The organism is Streptomyces aurantiacus (assembly GCF_001418335.1).
In the GTDB taxonomy this organism is placed as follows: domain Bacteria; phylum Actinomycetota; class Actinomycetes; order Streptomycetales; family Streptomycetaceae; genus Streptomyces; species Streptomyces aurantiacus.
The window spans coordinates 40,796-59,440 of the sequence record NZ_LIPP01000089.1 but is presented as its reverse complement, the minus strand read 5'-3'; the positions used below and the strand labels follow the sequence as shown (position 1 = coordinate 59,440).

Below are 18,645 nucleotides of genomic sequence, written 5' to 3'. Positions count from 1 at the left end.
GCGGGTGCGTTGTGGCTGGTCGCGCAGTTCCCCGCGCCCCTGAGAGGGGCGCGGGGAACTGCGCAATCCGCTAGGGGATCACCACGATCTTTCGGCCGACGCCCGAGGCGAACTGGTCCAGGGCCTGCGGGTACTGGTCCAGCGGGAGGCGGTCGCTGATGAAGACGTCCGGGTCGAGGACACCCGTCGCGAACAGCTCCGCCGCGCGCTCGTAGCTGTGGAGCACCGCCATCGAACCGGTGATGGTGATCTCCTGGTTGTAGATGCGGTACGGGTCGATGGAGACCCGGGTCGCGTAGTCCGCCACCCCGAACTGGAGGAACGTGCCGGCCTTGGCGACCCGCCCGAGGCCGTCCTGGATCGCCGCGGCGTTGCCCGTGGCGTCGACCACCAGGTCCCACCCCTGCGGCCGCTCCAGCTCGTCGGCGCTGGTGGCGGACCCCGAGACGCCCAGCTGCCGCGCGGTCGTCAGCCGCTGCGCGTTGATGTCCACCATGTCCACGCTCGCCGCGCCGGTCCGCTTCGCCAGCTCCAGCATCATCAGGCCCATCGTTCCCGAGCCGTAGATCAGGACGTGGGAGCCCAGGCGGGAGTTGAGGACGTCGTAGCCGCGTACCGCGCAGGAGAGCGGTTCGATCAGGGCCGCGTCCTGGGTGCGTACGTGCTCGGGGAGCTTCACGCAGTTCGCCACCGGCGCCACCGCGTACTGGGCGGCGCCGCCCGCCGTCGTCACGCCGATCGCGGCCCAGCGCTCGCAGAGGTTGTTGTGGCCCGTGCGGCAGTACCGGCACTCGTAGCAGTAGAGGGACGGGTCCACGGCCACCTGGTCGCCGACCGACAGCTCCGTGACCTGCCTGCCCACCCCGACGACCTCGCCCGCGAACTCGTGCCCGGGGACGATCGGCAGCTTGGGCGCGAACTCGCCCTGGAGGATGTGCAGGTCCGTACCGCACAGCCCGCAGGCCGCGACCTCCACGACGACCTCGCGGGGTCCTGGCGTCGGGTCCGGGACCTCGCCGACGACGGCCTTTCCCACGGACTCGATGACTGCGGCCTTCATTTGACGGCTCCCAGCGACAGGCCCTGGACCAGTTTGTCCTGGGCGGCGAACCCCGCGGCGAGCACCGGCAGGGAGACGACGAGCGACGCGGCGCACACCTTCGCCAGGAACAGGCCCTGGCTGGTGATGAAGCCGGTGAGGAAGACCGGGGCGGTCTCCGCCACCACGCCCGTCAGCACGCGGGCGAACAGCAGCTCGTTCCAGCTGAAGATGAAACAGATGAGGGAGGTGGCGGCGATGCCGGGGAGGGCGATGGGCGCCACGACCCGGGTGAGGATCGTGGGGAGTTTGGCGCCGTCTATCTGCGCCGCCTCGATGATCGCCACCGGGACCTCGGAGAGGAAGGACTGCATCATCCACACCGCGATCGGAAGGTTCATCGAGGTGTAGAGGATGACCAGGAGCCAGATGTTGTCCAGCATTCCCGTGTTCTTCGCGAAGAGATAGATCGGCAGGAGGCCCGCGACGACCGGCAGCATCTTCGTGGAGAGGAAGAAGAAGAGGACGTCCGTCCACTTCTTCACCGGGCGGATGGAGAGTGCGTACGCCGCGGGGAGGGCGAGGATCAGGACCAGGAGCGTCGATGCGAGTGACGCCACCAAGGAGTTGGTGAGGGCCGGCCAGGGGCTCGCGCCGCCGCCCGTGCCGAAGAACTCGCGGTAGCCGTCGAGGGTGAGGGCCGCCCCGAAGGACGGCGGATTGGTCGCCGCGTCCTGTTCGGAGTGGAAGGACGTCAGGGCCATCCAGGCGATCGGCAGGAAGAAGATGATGCCGGCCAGCCAGGCGACCAGGCCCAGGCCCCTGCCCTTGGGACGGCGGGGGCCGGGTCGGCCGGACTCGGTGCTGCTGGGGCGTACACGTACGGCGGTGGCACTCATGCGCGGGACGCCTCCTCGCGGAACAGTGACGAGACCACGCGCAGCGCGAAGGTCGCGATGATGATCGAGCCGATGACGACCAGGACACCGGCCGCGGAGGCGAGGCCGTTCTCGTGGGCCTGGTAGAAGCTCTGGTAGACGGTGTAGGGCAGGTTCGCGGTGCCCAGTCCGCCGGACGTGATCGTGAAGACCGCGTCGAAGTTCTGCACGATGTAGATCGAGCCGAGCAGGGCGCCCAGTTCGAGGTAGCGGCGCAGGTGGGGGAGCGTGAGGTAGCGGAAGACCTGCCAGGCGCTCGCGCCGTCGACCTCCGCCGCCTCTATCTGCTGGTGGTCCCGGCTCTGCAGGCCCGCCAGCAGGATCAGCATCATGAACGGCGTCCACTGCCAGACGAGGGACATCTCGACGGCGAGCAGCGGGGTGTTGGAGATCCAGTCCGGCTCCGGTCCGCCGACGTAGTGCAGCAGACCGTTGAGCAGGCCGTACTCGGGGTTGTAGAGCACGTGCTTCCAGAGCAGGGCCGCCGCTACGGGGACCACGAGGAAGGGCGCGATCAGGAGCGTACGGACCAGGCCGCGGCCCCGGAACTTGCGGTCCAGGAGCAGGGCGAGACCGAGGCCCAGGACCAGGCTGGCCACCACCACGGCGACGGTGAGCAGGATGGTCGTCCAGACCGACTTGCGCAGGGCGGCGTCGCTGAGGACCTCGGTGTAGTTGCCGAAGCCCGTGAAGCTGCGGGCGTCCGGATAGAGGGAGTTCCAGTCGAAGAAGGAGATCACCAGCGTGGCCACGAACGGGAGCTGGGTCACGGCGATCATGAAGATCAGGGCGGGCAGCAGCGGGGCCCGGGTCGCCCAGGCGCGCATGCGGCCGGAGGGGCGCTTCACGGTGTGTACGGGTGGTGCGGCCACTGGGGCTGTCGTTGTCGCGGTCATCGTCCCTCGTACTCCTCGGCGATCTCCTCGGCCAGCTTCTGGGACTTCTTCAGGGCCGACTCGACGGACTGGCGTCCGGCGATGGCCGCGCTGATCTCCTGCGAGACCTTCGTGCCGAGATCGGTGAACTCGGGAATGCCGACGAACTGGATGCCGGGCGCGGGCCGCGGCTGCACGCCGGGATCGGTGGGCCGGGCGCCCTCGATGGCCTCCTTGGTCCGCTCCTGGAAGGCGCCGGCCTCCTTGCGGTAGTCGGCGTTCGTGTATGTGGAGGCGCGCTTGCCGGCCGGCACGTTGGACCAGCCGATCTCGTCGCCCACCAGCTGCTCGTACTCCTTGCTCGACGCCCAGGAGACGAACTTCCAGGCCTTGTCGGGGTTGCGGGACGCGTCCTGGATGCCCCACGCCCAGGTGTAGAGCCAGCCGGACGACTTGGTCTCCTCGACCGGCGCCGGCACGTAGCCGATCTTGCCCTTGACCGGGGACTTCGCCGCCTCCAGGGAACCGGCCGCGGAGGTGGCGTCGTACCACATGGCGACCTTGCCCTGAGTGAGGTTGTTCAGGCACTCGGCGAAGCCGGACTGGGCCGCACCCGACTCGCCGTGCTCGCGGACGAGGTCCACGTAGAACTTGGTCGCCTTGGTGAACTCGGGGGAGTCGAGCTGCGCCTTCCAGTTCTTGTCGAACCAGGTGCCGCCGAAGGTGTTCACCACCGTGGTGAGCGGCGCCATGATCTCGCCCCAGCCGGGCAGGCCCCGCAGACAGATGCCCTTCATGCCCGACTCGGCGCCGTCGGCCTTGGCGGCGAGGTCGGCCACCTCGGTCCAGGTCGGGTTGTCGGGCATCGTCAGGCCCTTCTTCGCGAACACGTCCTTGCGGTACATCAGGAAGGACGACTCGCCGTAGAAGGGCTGTCCGTAGAGCTTGCCGTCGTCCGCGGTGAGGGACTGGCGCATGGGCTTGAGGACGTCCTGCTCGTCGTACGCCGGGTCCTTCGCGACGTACGAGTCCATCTCGTGCAGCCAGTCGTTCTTGGCGTAGATCGGTATCTCGTAGTTGCTCAGCGTGGCGACGTCGTACTGGCCCGCCTGGTTCGCGAAGTCCTGGCTGATCTTGTCGCGGACGTCGTTCTCCGGCAGGACGGTGAAGTTGACCTTGATGCCGGTCTCTTTGGTGAAGTGGGCGGCGGTGAGTTTCTGCAGCTCCACCATCTGGGGGTTGTTGACCATGAGGACGTTGATGGAGTTGCCACCGGAGCCCGCCCCACCGGCCCCGGCCCAGCAGCCGGAGAGCAGCGGGGCGAGCAGCGTCCCTGCGGCGGCCGCGGCGAACATCGCGCGCGGCCTCCGTCGGCTCTGGGTTCGCATGGATCACTCCTGGATGTATCAGTGCAAATGGGATGGCTTGAGGGAGTGCGGTGCCTCTGTAGTGGGAGCGGGGTAAGGGGAGTGGGGAAGGGGAGTGGGTCGGCTGCGGTTTCGGACTCTTTCGTCAGACTCGGATGACCTGGGGGCCCTGCATCGAGTAGCGGTGGGCCTCGGAGGCGGGCAGGAACGTGCTGGTGACGATCGCCTCCAGGGCGCTGATCTCCGCGAACCGGCAGAAGCTGACAGCGCCGAACTTGGTGTGCACGCCCGCGAACACGGTGCGCCGCGCGGCCCGGATCGCCTGTGACTTGACCTCACTGACGGCTGGATCGGGCGTGGTGAGGCCGTGTTCGCGGGAGATGCCGTTGGCGCCGATGAACGCCAGGTCGATGACGAAGCCCGCGAGCATCTTCGTCGTCCAGTGGTCGACCGTGGCCAGCGTGCCGGGCCTGACCCGGCCGCCGAGCAGCAGCACCGTCTTGTTGTCGGCCTCGGCGAGCGCGCCCGCGGTGGCCAGGGACGCGGTGACCACGGTCAGCGGCCGGTCCCGGGGCAGTGACTCGGCGATGAGCTGGGGGGTGAAGCCCTCGTCGACGAAGACCGTCTCCGCGTCCCCGAGCAGCTCGGCCGCGGCTGCCGCGATCCGCCGCTTCTCGGGTACGTGGCTGGTGGCGCGGAAGGCGAGCGTCGTCTCGAAGCCGGCGCTCTCCACGGGATAGGCGCCGCCGTGGGTGCGGCGGACGAGGCCGTGGTCCTCCAGGGCGCGCAGATCGCGGCGCACGGTCTCCCTGGCGACGCCCAGTTCGGCCGCGAGTTCGTTCACGTCGACGGCGCCGGTGCGGCGGGCGGTCTTCACGATTTCCCGCTGTCGTTCTTCCGCGCTCATGCCCGACACCCGCTTCCGCTCCCTTGCGTACTGCCCGTTCGGGCCCGTGCGACCCATGGGGGAAGTTCTACAGCCGGCACGCGCCACTGACCAGGTCTGTTGCGGGCCCGATGACGCCCGTATGCGCCCGTTCGACGCCGTGGCTGCCCGCGTCGGACCTGCGGCGAAGCGGAATTCGGGCATCAGGCATGCCCGAATGGTGAGACGGACGGGCCCGTTCGGTGCCCGTCCGTCCTGTGAGACCGTTCGTGTGGCGTGGCCGGAAGCGCCGGCGGGGTCCGGTGCGGTCGGCCGGCAGCGTCAGTGGGGGCGTCGGTGGGGGCGTCAGCGGGGCGTCAGTAGAGCCACATCGGCGGGCTGGTCACGAAGGGGCCGCCCAGGTGGGCGTGGTCCGGGTTCCGCGGGTCCAACTCGCCCTGATCCGCGATCAGTTTCTCCGCGTACTGCTCCGAGTCGTCCTGCGGCTCGTAGCCCAGTGCGCGGGCGGTCGAGAGGTCCCACCACAGGCGGCTGTTGGCCGAGGAGCCGTAGACGACGCTGTGCCCGACGTGCTCGGCGGTCAGGGCCGCGTGGAAGAGGCGGGCGCCGTCACCGGGGCTCATCCAGACCGACAGCATGCGCACGCTGGTCGGCTCCAGGAAGCAGGAGCCGATGCGTACGGAGACGGTCTCCAGGCCGTGCTTGTCCCAGTAGAACTGCGCCAGGTCCTCGCCGAACGCCTTCGAGAGACCGTAGAAGGTGTCCGGGCGGTGCGGGGTGTCGATGGGGATGAGGGCGCCCGGTCCGTGGGGTGCCTCGCCCTCGGGGCGCGGGGTGAAGCCGACCGCGTGGTTGGAGGACGCGAAGACGACACGTCCGATGCCCTCCTCGCGCGCGGCCTCGTACAGGTTGTACGTGCCTTCGATGTTCGCCTTGAGGATCTTCTCGAAGGTGGACTCCAGGGAGATGCCCGCGAGGTGGATGACGGCGTCCACGCCTCGGACGGCCTCGCGCAGGGCGTCCCTGTCGCCGAGGTCCGCGGTGATCGCGTCCGGCTCGCCCTCGATCGGGCGCACGTCGAGCAGGCGCAGCGTGTAGCCGTAGGCGGGGAGCAGCCCCCGCATCAGGGTGCCGAGGCCGCCGGCGGCACCGGTGAGCAGAACGGTGCGGGGAGCGGTGCGGGGAGCGGTGCCGGGAGCGGGCATCCTCTGGTCTCCTAGAATCAGCAGCCGTCTGCGCAGCCGTATCCGAGTACGTCGTTCACACTTGTGGACACGCTAAGGAGCGTCCGCCGGTCGCGTCAAGTGTCGCGCGGAGTGGCGAGAACCGCTGCCCCTTCCGTGCGTTTCCGGCCGTCTGTTGCGCCAGGAATTGCTAGGGGAATGCGGGTTTGCCCGCTTGACCGGCCCAAGAGGGCGCTTTAGCGTGGAAGTGTTCAGAGATATGGACACCAATCAGAAACGTGCACGGGTGGCGTGTGCGTGATGCTCTAGGGAGAGCCCGTGTCGTCAGCCCCCCTCGCCGCTCGACTCAGTGTCCCCAGCGGGCCGCTGTTCTTCCCCGTCACGGCGTACGACCGTGCCGGAGCCGTGAACCTGGACGTCTACCGCGAGCACGTCCGGCGGGGCGTCGAGGCAGGCGCCGCCGCCGTCTTCGCCTGCTGCGGCACCGGGGAGTTCCACGCGCTCACGCCCGAGGAGTTCCAGGACTGTGTGCGGGCGGCCGTCGAGGAGACCGCGGGCCGGGTGCCCGTCGTCGCGGGCGCCGGATACGGGACCGCGCTCGCGGTGCGGTACGCGCGGCTCGCCGAGGAGGCCGGCGCGGACGGGCTGCTCGCCATGCCGCCGTACCTCGTGGTCGCCGGGCAGGAGGGGCTGCTGCGGCACTACACGGAACTGGCCGCCGCCACCTCGCTCGACATCGTCGTGTACCAGCGGGACAACGCCGTGTTCACCCCGGAGACCGTGGTGGCGCTGGCCCGCACCGAGGGGGTCATCGGCTTCAAGGACGGCACCGGCGACCTCGACCTCATGCAGCGCGTCGTCAGCGCCGTACGGTCGGAGGTCCCGGGGGACTTCCTGTACTTCAACGGGCTGCCGACCGCCGAACTCACCGGCCTCGCCTACCGCGGCATCGGCATCACGCTCTACTCCTCCGCCGTCTTCTGCTTCGCCCCCGAGATCGCGCTCGCCTACCACCGGGCGTTCGGCTCCGGCGACGACGCCACCGTGAACCGGCTGCTCGACGGCTTCTACCGGCCCCTCGTCGAACTGCGCGCCAAGGGCCGCGGGTACGCCGTCTCGCTGGTCAAGGCGGGTGTACGGCTGCGGGGGCTCGACGTGGGCGAGGTACGGCCGCCGCTGCACGAGCCGGCCGAGGAGCACATCAAGCAGCTCGGCCGCCTCATCGAGCGGGGCCACGCGCTCGTTGCGGAGGGCCCCGCGCTCGTGGAGGAGGGCAAGTGAGGGCGTCGGCGTTCGTCTATCCGTGGGACGTCAACGGCGATCCCGACGCGGCGGAGCGCATCGCCGGGCTCGGTGTGCGGCAGGCGACGCTCGCGTCCGCATACCACTCCACGCGCGCCCTTACTCCCCGACACCCCCGGCACCGCATCGTCACCGCGCCGCACGCGGCCGTGCTCTACCCGATGGACGCCGGGCGCTGGCAGGGGCGCGGGCTGCGGCCGTACGCCGCCGGGGACTGGGCGCCGGGCGACGCGTACGGGCAGGCCGCCGGGGCGCTCGCGGAGGCGGGGCTCGACGTGCACACCTGGGTGGTCCTCGCGCACAACTCCCGGATGGGCGAGGAGTTCCCGGCCACCTCCGTGGTCAACGCCTACGGGGACCGCTATCCCTGGGCGCCCTGCGTCGCGCAGCCCGGCACGCGCGCGTACCTGACCGACCTGGCCGTGGAGGCGGCGCTGCGGCCCGGGGCGGCGGGCACGGAACTGGAGTCCCTCGGCTGGTACGGGCTCCCGCATCTGCACGCCCACGACAAGACGGCGGGCGTGGCGCTCGGGGACGCCGGGACGTACCTGATGTCGCTGTGCTTCTGCCCCTCGTGCCGCGACGGTTATACGCAACTGGGGCTGGTCCCCGATCAGTTGGCGGGCGCGGTCCGGCGCGCCCTGGAACCCGTGTGGCGCGGCGAGACCCCAGCCGGGGGCTGGGAGGCCGTGGAGGAGCTGCTGGGCGGCGAGCTCGCGACGGCCACGCGCGCGTGGCGGGACTCCGTCGCCCGCTCCCTCCAGACGGACGTCGTCGGCGCCGTACGCGCGGCGGCACCCGAGGGCTTCCGTATCCTGCTGCACGCCGACCCGGACTCCTCCCACGTGGGTGCGAACGCCGGAGTGGATCCCGGGCACATCCTGACGGTCGCCGACGGCGTGGTCGTACCATGCGGCGCGGGGCCCGGCCTGCTGACACCCTTCGCCGGGCATGCCACCGGGAGGACCGTGCTGGCGGCCAACTTCCCGGTGGTGCGCGGCATGGGAGGCAGCCCCGCGACGCTCTTCGAGGACGCGACGCGGGCGGCCGGAGCCGGCGCCACCGAACTACGGCTCTATCACGCGGGGTTGGCGTCGGACGAGGACCTGTCGCTCGTGGCGGACGCGCTGGCGCGGCTGGGCTGACGCCGCAGCAGCGGCAGGACGGTCACCAGCCGGGTGACGCCGAGCGTCACCAACAGCGGCTGGTACGGCAGGAGTTCGACCAGTCCCGCGCCGAGCGCGAGTCCCACCGCGTTCGGCGCGAACAGCAGCGTGCCCGCGGTCGCCGCCGTACGGCCCAGGAGGGCGTCCGGGGTCTCCCGCTGGACCGCGGTGAGGGCCGCGACCAGGACGCAGGGGAGCCCGACGCCGACCGCCGCGGCCGAGGCGAGGGCCACCGCGTCGTACGGCAGCGCGCGAGCCGCCACGGCTACGGCGGTCAGCGCGATGCCGTACCCGGCGAAACGGAGTTCGCCGAGGCGGCGCAGGAGCGGTCCCGCGACCAGGCCGATCGCCACCGAACCGGCGCCCTGCGCGACGTACAGGAGCCCCACGTAGGCGGGGGAGTGCCCGAGGCCCTCCGCGACCGCGTAGATCGTCGCGCCGTTGAGCCCGGCGAAGAGCATCGTCGTGCCACCGGCGAGGACGAGCGGACGCAGGGCGGCGTGGCTCCACAAGTAGCGGGCGCCTTCGGCGGTTCGAGCGCGCCAGTCGGCAGAGGACCCTGCCTGACGTGGCTCCGGCTCGTGCACACGCAGGAGCATGTAGAGGCCTGCGGCAAGGACGAAGGTGAGCGTGTCCAGGAGTGCGACGCGGGCGCCGCCGTACGCCGCGTACAGGCCGGCTCCGGCAAGCGGGGCGACCAGTTTCATGCCCTCGTTGGCGGTCATGCGCAGGCCGTTGAAATCACCGAGCAGCTGCCGGTCGACGGCTGAGGCCACCAGCGCCGACTCAGCCGCGTCATGGACGACGCCCGCCGCCCCGTAGACGAGAAGCACGGCGAACAGGACCCACAGGGTGCCCGGCGAATCGACGGCGAGGAGGGGGAGGAGGAGCAGGCCCAGGCCCAGGTTCGTCCACACCAGCAGAGGTCTGCGGCGGGTGCGGTCCGCGAGGGCGCCGAGGGCGGGGCCGACGAGTGTGGGCGCCCAGAGGGCGAAGACACAGAGAGCGGCCAGGCCGTCCGAGCCGGTCAGGTCCTTCACCCAGATCCCGGCCACCAGCCACATCGCCGACGAACCGAATCCGGAGACGACGACTCCGCCGAGGTAGAGGGCGGCGTTGCGGTCGCGCAGGACGCGGACCACGGCCCAGGCCGGCCATGCGGGCCGTGTCGGCCGGGCCGCCCGTGTTCTTCGTGCTGGTTGTTCTGTCATGCCTGGTCATGGTGGGGCTAAGGCCCCGGGGCGGGGATCGGGCAAGTGCCCTAGAGAGCGTGCCGTCCGTGTCAGTTGTTGCTGAGGGCCCGTACGACGGCGGAGCGGCTGGGGCGCCGCAGCCGGTCGGCCAGCCAGGTGCTCGTGTCGACGAGCTTGTCCAGGTCGACGCCGGTGTGGATGCCCAGTCCGTTGAGCTGCCACACCAGGTCCTCGGTGGCGAGGTTGCCGGTGGCGCTCTTGGCGAAGGGGCACCCGCCGAGACCGCCCGCGGAGGTGTCGACGGTGGTGACCCCGTACCGCAGAGCGGTCAAGGTGTTGGCGAGTCCCTGGCCGTAGGTGTCGTGGAAGTGCACGGCGAGGGCGCCGATCGGGAGGCCGGCAGCCGTCAGTGCGTCGAGGAGGGCGTGGACCTGTCCGGCGGTGGCGACGCCGATCGTGTCGCCGAGGCTGAGTTCCGTGCAGCCGAGTGCGATCAGCCTGGTGGCGACCGCGACGACCTGTGCCGGTGCCACGTAGCCCTCCCAGGGGTCTCCCCAGCACATGGAGAGGTAGCCGCGCACTCCCATCCCCGCCTCGCGGGCCCGGCCGACGACGGGGGCGAACATCTCCAGCGACTCGGCGACGGTGCGGTTGAGGTTGGCCTTGGCGAAGCTCTCGGTCGCCGAGGCGAAGACAGCGATGTCGGTGACCCCGAGGTCCAGGGCTCGCCGAAGCCCTCGCTGGTTGGGCACGAGCACGGGGTGGCGCACCCCGGGCCGGGGCCCGATACGGCGCAACACCTCCTCGGCATCGGCGAGTTGGGGGACCCACTTGGGGTGGACCACGCTGGTTGCTTCGATGAGCGTGAGCCCGGCGTCGGCCAGTCGGTCGATGAATTCGACCTTCACGCCGGTTTCCACCTGGGCGGATTCGTTCTGGAGGCCGTCGCGCGGCCCGACCTCGCAGATGGTGACGGCCCGCGGGAGGCCGGGCAGCGGCTGGGTCCCGTACTCGGTCATCGGCCGGACCGCAGTGCGGCGAGGACCGTCTCCGCATGGTCGGCCCGGACCTTCTTGTCCTCGATCAGCCGGGCCACGACAGCGGGGACTTCCTCGGCTGTGGCACCCACGCCTGACGCGATGGTGCGGGCGTGCAGGGACATGTGTCCGCGCTGGATGCCCTCGGTGGCCAGGGCGCGCAGTGCGGCGAAGTTCTGCGCCAGACCGGCGGCGGTGATGATCTCCGCGAGTTCGGCCGCCGTGCGGACCCCCAGCAGCGAGAGCGCGGCCCGTGCGGCCGGATGGACCTTGGTCGCACCGCCGACGAGACCGACGGGCATGGGCAGTTCGAGGGTGCCGGTGAGGTTGCCCCGCGCATCCTTCTCGAAGCGGGACAGCGAGGTGTAGTGCCCGGCGGGCGAGACGGCGTGGGAGTGGGCGCCCGCCTCGACGGCGCGGGTGTCGTTGCCCGTCGCGAGGACGACGGCGCTGATGCCGTTCATGATGCCCTTGTTGTGCGTGGCGGCCCGGTAGGGATCGGCCTCGGCGAGGGCGGCGGCATGGACGATGTCGTCGACCACGTCCGGGCCTCCGAGCGTGGCCGCGTCGAACACGGCGCGGGCGCGCGAGAGGCGCAGATCGGCCTTGTTCGTGAGGATCCGCAGCAGGCTGCGCCCTCCGGCGATCTCCGCCGCACGGGCGGCCACGGCCTCGGCCATGGTGTTCACGGCGTTGGCGCCCATGGCGTCACGCACGTCGACCTGAAGGTGCGCGACGACGTAGGTGCCGGCGCGAGAGGGGACCAGGCGGATGGTGATGTCACGTACGCCACCGCCGAATTCGAGGAGTACGGGGTCCTGCGCGTCGGCGAGAGCGATCAGTTCGTCGCGTGCCTCCAGCAACCGCACGCGGCCGGCCTCCGGGTCGGCGACGCCGACGATCTGGACCTGGGCCTGCATCACCGGAGTGGTCGAGGAGGTCGTGAACCCGCCGTGGACACGTGCGATCTTCGCCGCGTTGCTCGCGGCGGCCACGACGGACGCTTCTTCGGTGGCCATCGGCACCAGCACGTCGACGTCGTTGACCACGAAGTTCGTCGCGATCCCGAGCGGGACCCCCAGGATCCCCACCACGTTCTCGATCATCTGGTCGGCCACCTTGGTGGTGAGGCCGTGAGCGGGGTCGAACGCGGCGATCGTCCCCGCGTCGATGCCGGCAGCCTCGGCGACCGTTGTGCGTCGGGCTTCGACGGACAGATCCCGCAGGCCCTTGATCCGGCTGTTTCGTGGCATGACGCCTCTTCCACCTCGACGTGGTTGCGGTACGACACAGGACGTTAGTCAGCACCGAACCCGGCGGGAATGGACCGATCATCCACTGCGGGGCACTTCTTTATGGGCCTTTGGTCAGGTTGACGAGGCGGATCGCGACCGTGATCCGGAAAAGGCGGTCCGGCTCCTGCCAGCCGGGACCGAGAAGATCCGCCGCTCGTTCGAGGCGCTGGAGCACGGTGTTCTTGTGCAGGTGCAGCGCGCGGGCGGTGGCGACCGGACTGAGACGGCTGTCCAGGTAGGCGGCCAGCGTCGGCAGGATCTTGCCGGCGTGCTCGGCGTCCCAGGCCAGGACAGGCCCGATGACCCGCTGTACGTAGGCGGCCACCCGTGCCTCGCCGGGGCCGAACAGCGCGGTGTAGGGAAGGTACTCGTCGACGGTGACGGCGGCGTCGTCCATGCCGAGCGCTGGCAGGATCGACACGCAGGCCGCCGCCGCGTCGGCCTGGGCCCGCAGATCGATCGCGGAGTCCGCGAAGGCCGCGCCGACGCTCAGCAGGGGCGCGCGGACCGCGCGGGCGACGGTGGCGTGGACGGACGCGCTCGCGTCACCCGGGTCGGGGTCGGTGGTCAGCGCCATGACATGGCCCGCGTGCTCGCCGACCAGCGCACTGGCCCGGCGCAGTGCGCGCACGGCCTCCCGGCGCAGTTCGGCGGGGAGTGAGACCACCACCACGCAGTTCAGCCCGTCGAGCCGCACTCCCCGGGCCTGGGCCCGCGTCGCGATGTCGGCACGCCGTTCGGGATCATCGGAGAGCAGGTCCGCCAGCAGGTCGCTGCGCACTCGTTGCTCAGCCTCGGCCATGGCGTCCTGCTTGAGGTTGAGCAGAGCGGTGATCTGGGCGCCCCGTTCGGCGGTGCGCAGCTCCACGGGGCCGAACTCGACCTCTCCCGGTCGCAGCAGGAGCGCACCCAGCAGGGCGGGGCCGGCGAGTACGGCGACGGCGTACACACCGTCCCCGACCGGAGCGCACCGGCCACTGCCGCGGCTGCGGTCGACCGCGTCGGCGACCGGCCCGTCGAGGTGGTCGATGTCCAGGAGGACGACCTGGCAGCGCAGGGCGCGGCCGAGAGCCGTGGCGACGTCGTGGGCCTCACCGCCCTGGAGCACCAGGCTGGTGAGCTGACTGTGCACCTCGCTCGCACGGTCTCTGGCTTCGAGATGTCCGACCAGTTCGCTGTAGGCGCGCTGGGTCTCCTCGGCGGCCTGCCGGGACCGGGCGAGCAGCCTGGCGGTCTGCAGTACCACCGCGGCATGGTCGGCGAACGCGGAGAGGAGAGAGATCTCGTCCGGGGAGAACCCGTGCTCGACCCGGTTCGCCGCGAACAGCACGCCGATCACGTCGTCCCCCGCGAGCAGCGGGACGCCGAGCAGCGACACCAGGCCCTCCGCCGCCACGGCGACGTCGATCTCGGAGTCGTGCGGCGCTTGGGTCATCGCGGCGTACTTCGAGGTCCAGCAGGCCCGGCGGCCTTCGACCACCTGGCTTGCCAGCCCCATCCCCGGAGGGACACGCAGGCCGATGAAGGAGGGTTCGACGGTGCCCAGGGTGGTGCGGACGAAGAGCTCACGGCTGTCCTGGTCGTATTCGGACAGGTAGGTGACGTCCGTTCCCATGAGATCGTGAGCGCGTTCGACGAGACGTCCCAGCAGTTCGTCCACGTCACGCAGCTGCGCGAGCTCGCGGGCCGAGGAGAACAGGGCGGCGAGCTCCTGGCCACGCCGGCGCCACCGGTCCGAGCCGGCCCGCAGGGAACGCAGTTCGTGACTGATGCGCATCCTGTCGCCGCGCGACACCGGCACGTTCGCGACCAGGTCCTCCAGGTCGACCTCCTGCTCGGCGGACGCCGCTCGCAGCAGGCTCACCACGACGTCGACGGGGATCTTCTCCGGCATGGTCGCCCCTCACAGCTATGGGCCGATTGCCTATCATCGACCCATCAATAGTGGACCAACCATACATAGCCGCCGTGATCTGGCGCACGTAGCGTCCACCACAGCGCCGAGGAAACGAGAACCGCCCGGAACCGGACAAGGTTCCACGAAGGTTCCACGGACCGCAGCTCCGCAGCCGGCGCGTCCCGCACCGACGCAGTCAAAGGAGACAGCGAGCATGACGCTTCATGTAGGCATCGACGTCGGTGGGACGTTCACCGACGCCGTGGCGACCGTCGGCGGCCGGGCCATCCGCGGCAAGGCCTTCTCGACGAAGGATGTGACCACCGGCATCCTCGGAGCACTGAGCGTGCTCCAGGAACGCGCGGGGATGTCCGAAGCGGAGTTCTTCGCCGCCGTGGACCGCTTCGTGCTCGGCAACACCATCGTCACCAATGCCGTGGACGAGCAGAAGTACGCTCCCGTGGCGCTGCTGACGACCCAGGGCTTTCGCGACACGCTGCGGATCGCCCGCTCGGCGCGTACCGACGAGCGCGATCCGCACCGGATGTCCGCGCCGGTGGACATCGTGGAGCGCCGCCGCATCATCGAGGTCGCGGAGCGCGTGGACGCGCAGGGCACCGTGCTCGCGCCGCTCACGGAACGGGCCATCGGTACCGCCGTGGACACGGCGCTGGCCACCGGCGCGGAGGCCCTGGCCGTCTGCCTGCTGTGGTCGTTCCGCAACCCGGCACACGAGAAGGCCATCGGCGCGTACCTGGACAAGCGTCACCCGGATCTCCCGTACACGCTCTCCAGCAGCCTGACCCCTGTCTACCGCGAGTACGAGCGCATGGTGACCACCGCCCTCGACGCGGCCGTGAAGCCGCTGGTGGCCTCCCACTTCGAGCACCTGGCGAACGAACTGCGCAGCCGCGGGCTCCGGGCGCGGGTGCAGATCATGCAGGTCCACGGCGGATTCCTGTCCGTGGAGGAGACCAGCAAGGCTCCGATCTCCATGTTCAACTCCGGTCCGGTCGGTGGCGTCACCGGCGCCAGACTGCTGGGCAAGCAGCTCGGCCGTCGCCGCGTGCTGACCGCGGACATGGGCGGCACCAGCCTGGACGCGGCAGCCATCCTCGACGACGAGTTCCGTCTCCTTCCCCGCGCCGAGATCGGCGGACTGCCCACCAGCCTGACCGCCGTCGACATCGAGACCATCGGAGCGGGCGGCGGCAGTCTGGCCTGGGTCGACGGACGCAAGCTGCTGCGCGTCGGCCCGCACAGCGCCGGTTCCACCCCCGGCCCGGCCTGCTACGGAAAGGGTGGCACACGCCCGGCCGTCACCGACGCGGCCCTCGTCCTCGGTCTGATCAACGCGGACTACTACCTCGGCGGCGCCGTGCCGCTCTACGAGGACCAGGCCCGCGCCGCCCTGCGCAAGCACGTCGGCGAGCCGCTCGGCCTCACCGAGGACGCGGCGGCGCAGGGCGTGTACCGGCTGGCCAGCTCCCAGATGTCCAACGCGCTGCGCAAGATCACCGTGAACCGGGGCCACGACCCGCGCGAGTTCACCCTCATCGGCTTCGGTGGCGCCTGCGGTCTGTTCGCCGCCAGCATCGCCGCCGAGGCGGGCGTGCACGAGGTCGTGATCCCCCGCAACGCCGCGGTGTTCTCCGCCTACGGCCTCATGCACGCCGACTCCGTGTTCTCAGCGGTGCAGACGAGCCCGTGGACCATGGACAGGCCCGCGGCGGACCTGGACAAGGACTTCGTCGCCCTGGAGCAGCGCGCACAGGCGTGGTTCGAGGCCGAGGACATCCCGCAGGAGCGGCGCGAGCTGTACCGCGAAGCCGACATGAAGTTCGTCGGCCAGATCTTCGAGGTCACCACCCGCCTCCCGGCCGGCACCTTCGGCGAGGAGGACAAGGACACACTGCGCGCCCGGTTCGTCGCCGACTACGAGGAGGAGTTCGGCGCCGGCACCGCCTGGACAGAGGCCGGGATCCTGCTGGTGAACACCCGGATCCGGGCCATCGGCCGCAGTGACGTCCAGGCGGTCGACGCGGTCGCCGCAGCGCAGGAGGACCACCGGCTCTCCCGCCGTGAGGTGCTGGAACCCCTCACCGGCGAGCGGGTGGAGATCGACGTGCACCGCGGCTTCGCGGCCCAGGGACGCACCGCCGGCCCGTGTCTGCTGGAAGAGCCGGACACCACGGTGTACGTCCCCAGCGGCGCCACCGTCGAACTCACCCCCGGCGGTGACTTCCTGCTGCGCCTCGCCGGCCGCTGACCGCCGCCACCTCGTCACTCGCCACTCGTCAAAGGAGACGACCATGACCAGCAGCTCCCACACGTTGCCCGAGGGGTACGATCCGGTCACCCTGGAAGTCATCCGGATGCGCCTGGACTCCATCGTGGAGGAGATGGGCATCGCGATGATCCGCTCTTCCGGCTCCCCGGTCATCACCGAGGCAGGCGACTTCAACACCGCCCTCTTCGACCCGACCGGCCGCATCTACGCCTACTCGGACTACGTCCAGTTCCACATCGGTTCGGGAAGCGTCGCCGTACAGAACCTGGTGAAGGTCATCGAGGGCGAACAGCTCTCCCCCGGGGACGCGTTCATCAGCAACGACCCGCACACGGCCGGCGCCAGCCATCCGCCCGACACCAACATCATCTCTCCGATCTTCCACGGGGACGAGCTGATCGGCTGGGCCCAGTCGCAGGCCCACCTCGTCGACGTCGGCGGGATGACGCCGGGTGGCTTCGCTCCCGGCGCCCACGACTGCTACGCCGAGGCCCTGCGGCTCCCGCCCGGCGTCAAGATCTTCGAAAAGGGCGAGCCGGTGGAGTGGGTGCGCCGCATCCTCCTCAACAATGTCCGGGTGCCCGTGCTCTTCTGGAACGACGTGCGCAGCCTGGTCGCCTCCAACAACACTGGAATCCGCCGTCTTTTGGGCACCGTCGAGGAATTCGGGCTCGAACAGTTCCACGGATACACCCGCTTGTCCTTCCAGCTGGCCGAGCAGGTCGTGCGCGACCGCATCCGGCAGATCCCCGACGGCGTCTACACCGCCGAGGAATGGACCGAGCACAACGGACACGTCGACGAGCTGTACCGCGTGGCGTGCAGCATGACCAAGCGGGACGACCAGATCACCTTCGACTTCACCGGCTCGGCGGAGCAGACCGACGGATTCGTCAACTGCAGTTACGGCGCGCTCGTCGGCAGCGTCGCCACGGCCGTCGTACCCATCCTCGCCTGGGACGTCCCCTTCAACGAAGGCGTCATGACGGCCTTCGACATCATCGCCGAGCCGGGCTCCATCGTGAACCCCCGACCGCCGGCGCCGATCAGCAACGGGCACCTCACCACGGGGGCCCGCGTCAGCCGCGTGGTCACCAAACTGTTCAACGACGCATGCCGGGCGAGCGACGACGCCACCATCCGGGAACGCACGCAGGGCACCTGGGCGGACTCGTGGACGGGCGGAATCTCCGCGGGAAACACCGACGACGGCGACTACTTCGTCCTGTTCAACATGGACGGGGGCGGAATGGGCGCGGGCGCCCAGCCCGACGGCGACGGTCTGGACTGCGGCGGGATGATGACGCAGGTCAACAACATGCTGCCGGACGTCGAGATGAACGAAATGCTCTACCCCGTGCTCTACCTGTGGAAGCAGCTCAACGTCGAGAGCGCCGGGCACGGCGCGAACCGCGGCGGTCTCGGACTGCGTTTCGCCTGGACCCTGCACGGCGCCCAGGAGGTCACCCAGACCGTGTTCGCGCCCAGCGCCCAGGTGGTGGCGGACGGATTCGGCGGCGGTCTGCCCGGCGGCGGCAGTGGCCACGAGGTCTGGCGGCAGACCGATGTGGCACAGGCCTTCGCGGACGGCCGGGTGCCCACCCGTGACTCGCTCGGCGCCGCCGAGCGGGAGCTGCTGGCCAACAACCAGGCGTCGGTGACCATCCGCTCCGGTGACGTGCTGGTGCAGTGGATCGCCGGCGGAGGCGGCTACGGAGATCCGCTGCTGCGTGAGCCGGACCTCGTCGCCGCCGACGTCCGCAACGAGTACGTGACCGACGCCACGGCCCGGTCCGTGTACGGCGTGGTGGTCCTCGACGGCACGGTGGACGAGACCGCCACCCACCGCACCCGCGCCACCCTGCGCGAACAGCGCCTGGGCAGCGCTCCCTCCGTGGAGGTCTCCGCCACAGCCGGCGCCGGCTCCTCCGCACCCCGCCGCGATCCGGGCGGCTGGTACGTCCCGGCCAGCGGCGCCCGCCTCGGCGACGGCGACGACTGGCACGAGCACGCGCACAAGGTCACCCACGTGGCCTCGGACCGCCTCGCCGAGCACGGCGTACGTGTCCGCCCGCGCGCCCACGGCCACCGTGTGCTGATCGACGAGTTCTACAGTCCCTCCTGCGGAACCCTCCTGGAGGCGTGCATCCGGGTGGACACAGACGGGGAATGAGAC

At 70.5% G+C, this 18,645-nt stretch carries 14 protein-coding genes; 4 read left to right on the top strand and 10 right to left on the bottom strand.

Annotated features, from left to right (window positions below; genetic code table 11):
* Positions 1–70: 70 nt before the first annotated feature.
* From AOK01_RS13350 to AOK01_RS13325, 6 genes are all read right to left on the bottom strand, one after another.
* Entirely contained in the window at positions 71–1,060 is a 990-nt protein-coding gene (locus AOK01_RS13350) for a zinc-dependent alcohol dehydrogenase family protein (protein ID WP_055511206.1), read from the bottom strand.
* Positions 1,057–1,938, bottom strand: a complete 882-nt coding sequence (locus AOK01_RS13345; RefSeq protein WP_055511205.1) for a carbohydrate ABC transporter permease — start codon at positions 1,936–1,938, stop codon at positions 1,057–1,059. The genes AOK01_RS13350 and AOK01_RS13345 overlap by 4 nt, the downstream gene beginning before the upstream one ends.
* Positions 1,935–2,873, bottom strand: a complete 939-nt coding sequence (locus AOK01_RS13340; protein WP_055511204.1) for a carbohydrate ABC transporter permease — start codon at positions 2,871–2,873, stop codon at positions 1,935–1,937. Before AOK01_RS13340 ends, AOK01_RS13345 begins: the two co-directional genes overlap by 4 nt.
* Positions 2,870–4,240 carry an ABC transporter substrate-binding protein gene (locus AOK01_RS13335; protein WP_055511203.1) on the bottom strand — a complete coding sequence of 457 codons (1,371 nt, stop codon included), beginning with the start codon at positions 4,238–4,240 and terminating at the stop codon, positions 2,870–2,872. Before AOK01_RS13335 ends, AOK01_RS13340 begins: the two co-directional genes overlap by 4 nt.
* A 124-nt stretch (positions 4,241–4,364) precedes the next feature.
* Positions 4,365–5,135 carry a DeoR/GlpR family DNA-binding transcription regulator gene (locus AOK01_RS13330; RefSeq protein WP_055511202.1) on the bottom strand — a complete coding sequence of 257 codons (771 nt, stop codon included), beginning with the start codon at positions 5,133–5,135 and terminating at the stop codon, positions 4,365–4,367.
* Between the two features lie 326 nt (positions 5,136–5,461).
* The gene (locus tag AOK01_RS13325) at positions 5,462–6,310 is read right to left on the bottom strand and encodes an NAD-dependent epimerase/dehydratase family protein (RefSeq protein ID WP_055511201.1); all 849 of its coding nucleotides are present in this window, start codon (positions 6,308–6,310) and stop codon (positions 5,462–5,464) included.
* Between the two features lie 297 nt (positions 6,311–6,607).
* Here AOK01_RS13325 and AOK01_RS13320 point away from each other — a divergent pair, with 297 nt between their 5' ends.
* Entirely contained in the window at positions 6,608–7,570 is a 963-nt protein-coding gene (locus AOK01_RS13320) for a 5-dehydro-4-deoxyglucarate dehydratase (protein WP_055511200.1), read from the top strand.
* A complete protein-coding gene (locus AOK01_RS13315) occupies positions 7,567–8,736 on the top strand; it encodes a hypothetical protein (protein ID WP_055511199.1) in 1,170 nt (389 codons plus the stop codon). Before AOK01_RS13320 ends, AOK01_RS13315 begins: the two co-directional genes overlap by 4 nt.
* Here AOK01_RS13315 and AOK01_RS13310 read toward each other — a convergent pair.
* The 4 genes from AOK01_RS13310 to AOK01_RS13295 all read right to left on the bottom strand — a co-directional run bounded on the left by AOK01_RS13310 (position 8,670) and on the right by AOK01_RS13295 (position 14,176).
* A complete protein-coding gene (locus AOK01_RS13310; RefSeq protein ID WP_055511198.1) occupies positions 8,670–9,968 on the bottom strand; it encodes an MFS transporter in 1,299 nt (432 codons plus the stop codon). The genes AOK01_RS13315 and AOK01_RS13310 overlap by 67 nt on opposite strands.
* Before the next feature lie 71 nt (positions 9,969–10,039).
* A complete protein-coding gene (locus AOK01_RS13305) occupies positions 10,040–10,969 on the bottom strand; it encodes a hydroxymethylglutaryl-CoA lyase (RefSeq protein ID WP_055511197.1) in 930 nt (309 codons plus the stop codon).
* Positions 10,966–12,240, bottom strand: a complete 1,275-nt coding sequence (locus AOK01_RS13300; protein ID WP_055511196.1) for a hydroxymethylglutaryl-CoA reductase, degradative — start codon at positions 12,238–12,240, stop codon at positions 10,966–10,968. Before AOK01_RS13300 ends, AOK01_RS13305 begins: the two co-directional genes overlap by 4 nt.
* A 100-nt stretch (positions 12,241–12,340) precedes the next feature.
* Complete coding sequence (locus tag AOK01_RS13295) at positions 12,341–14,176, bottom strand: helix-turn-helix domain-containing protein (protein ID WP_055511195.1); 1,836 nt, start codon at positions 14,174–14,176, stop codon at positions 12,341–12,343.
* Between the two features lie 217 nt (positions 14,177–14,393).
* On the opposite strand from AOK01_RS13295, the gene AOK01_RS13290 reads away from it, so the two are divergent.
* Complete coding sequence (locus AOK01_RS13290) at positions 14,394–16,448, top strand: hydantoinase/oxoprolinase family protein (RefSeq protein WP_055511194.1); 2,055 nt, start codon at positions 14,394–14,396, stop codon at positions 16,446–16,448.
* Between the two features lie 43 nt (positions 16,449–16,491).
* Positions 16,492–18,642 (top strand): hydantoinase B/oxoprolinase family protein, encoded by a 2,151-nt coding sequence (locus tag AOK01_RS13285; protein WP_055511193.1) that lies wholly within the window; start codon positions 16,492–16,494, stop codon positions 18,640–18,642.
* Positions 18,643–18,645 lie beyond the last annotated feature (3 nt).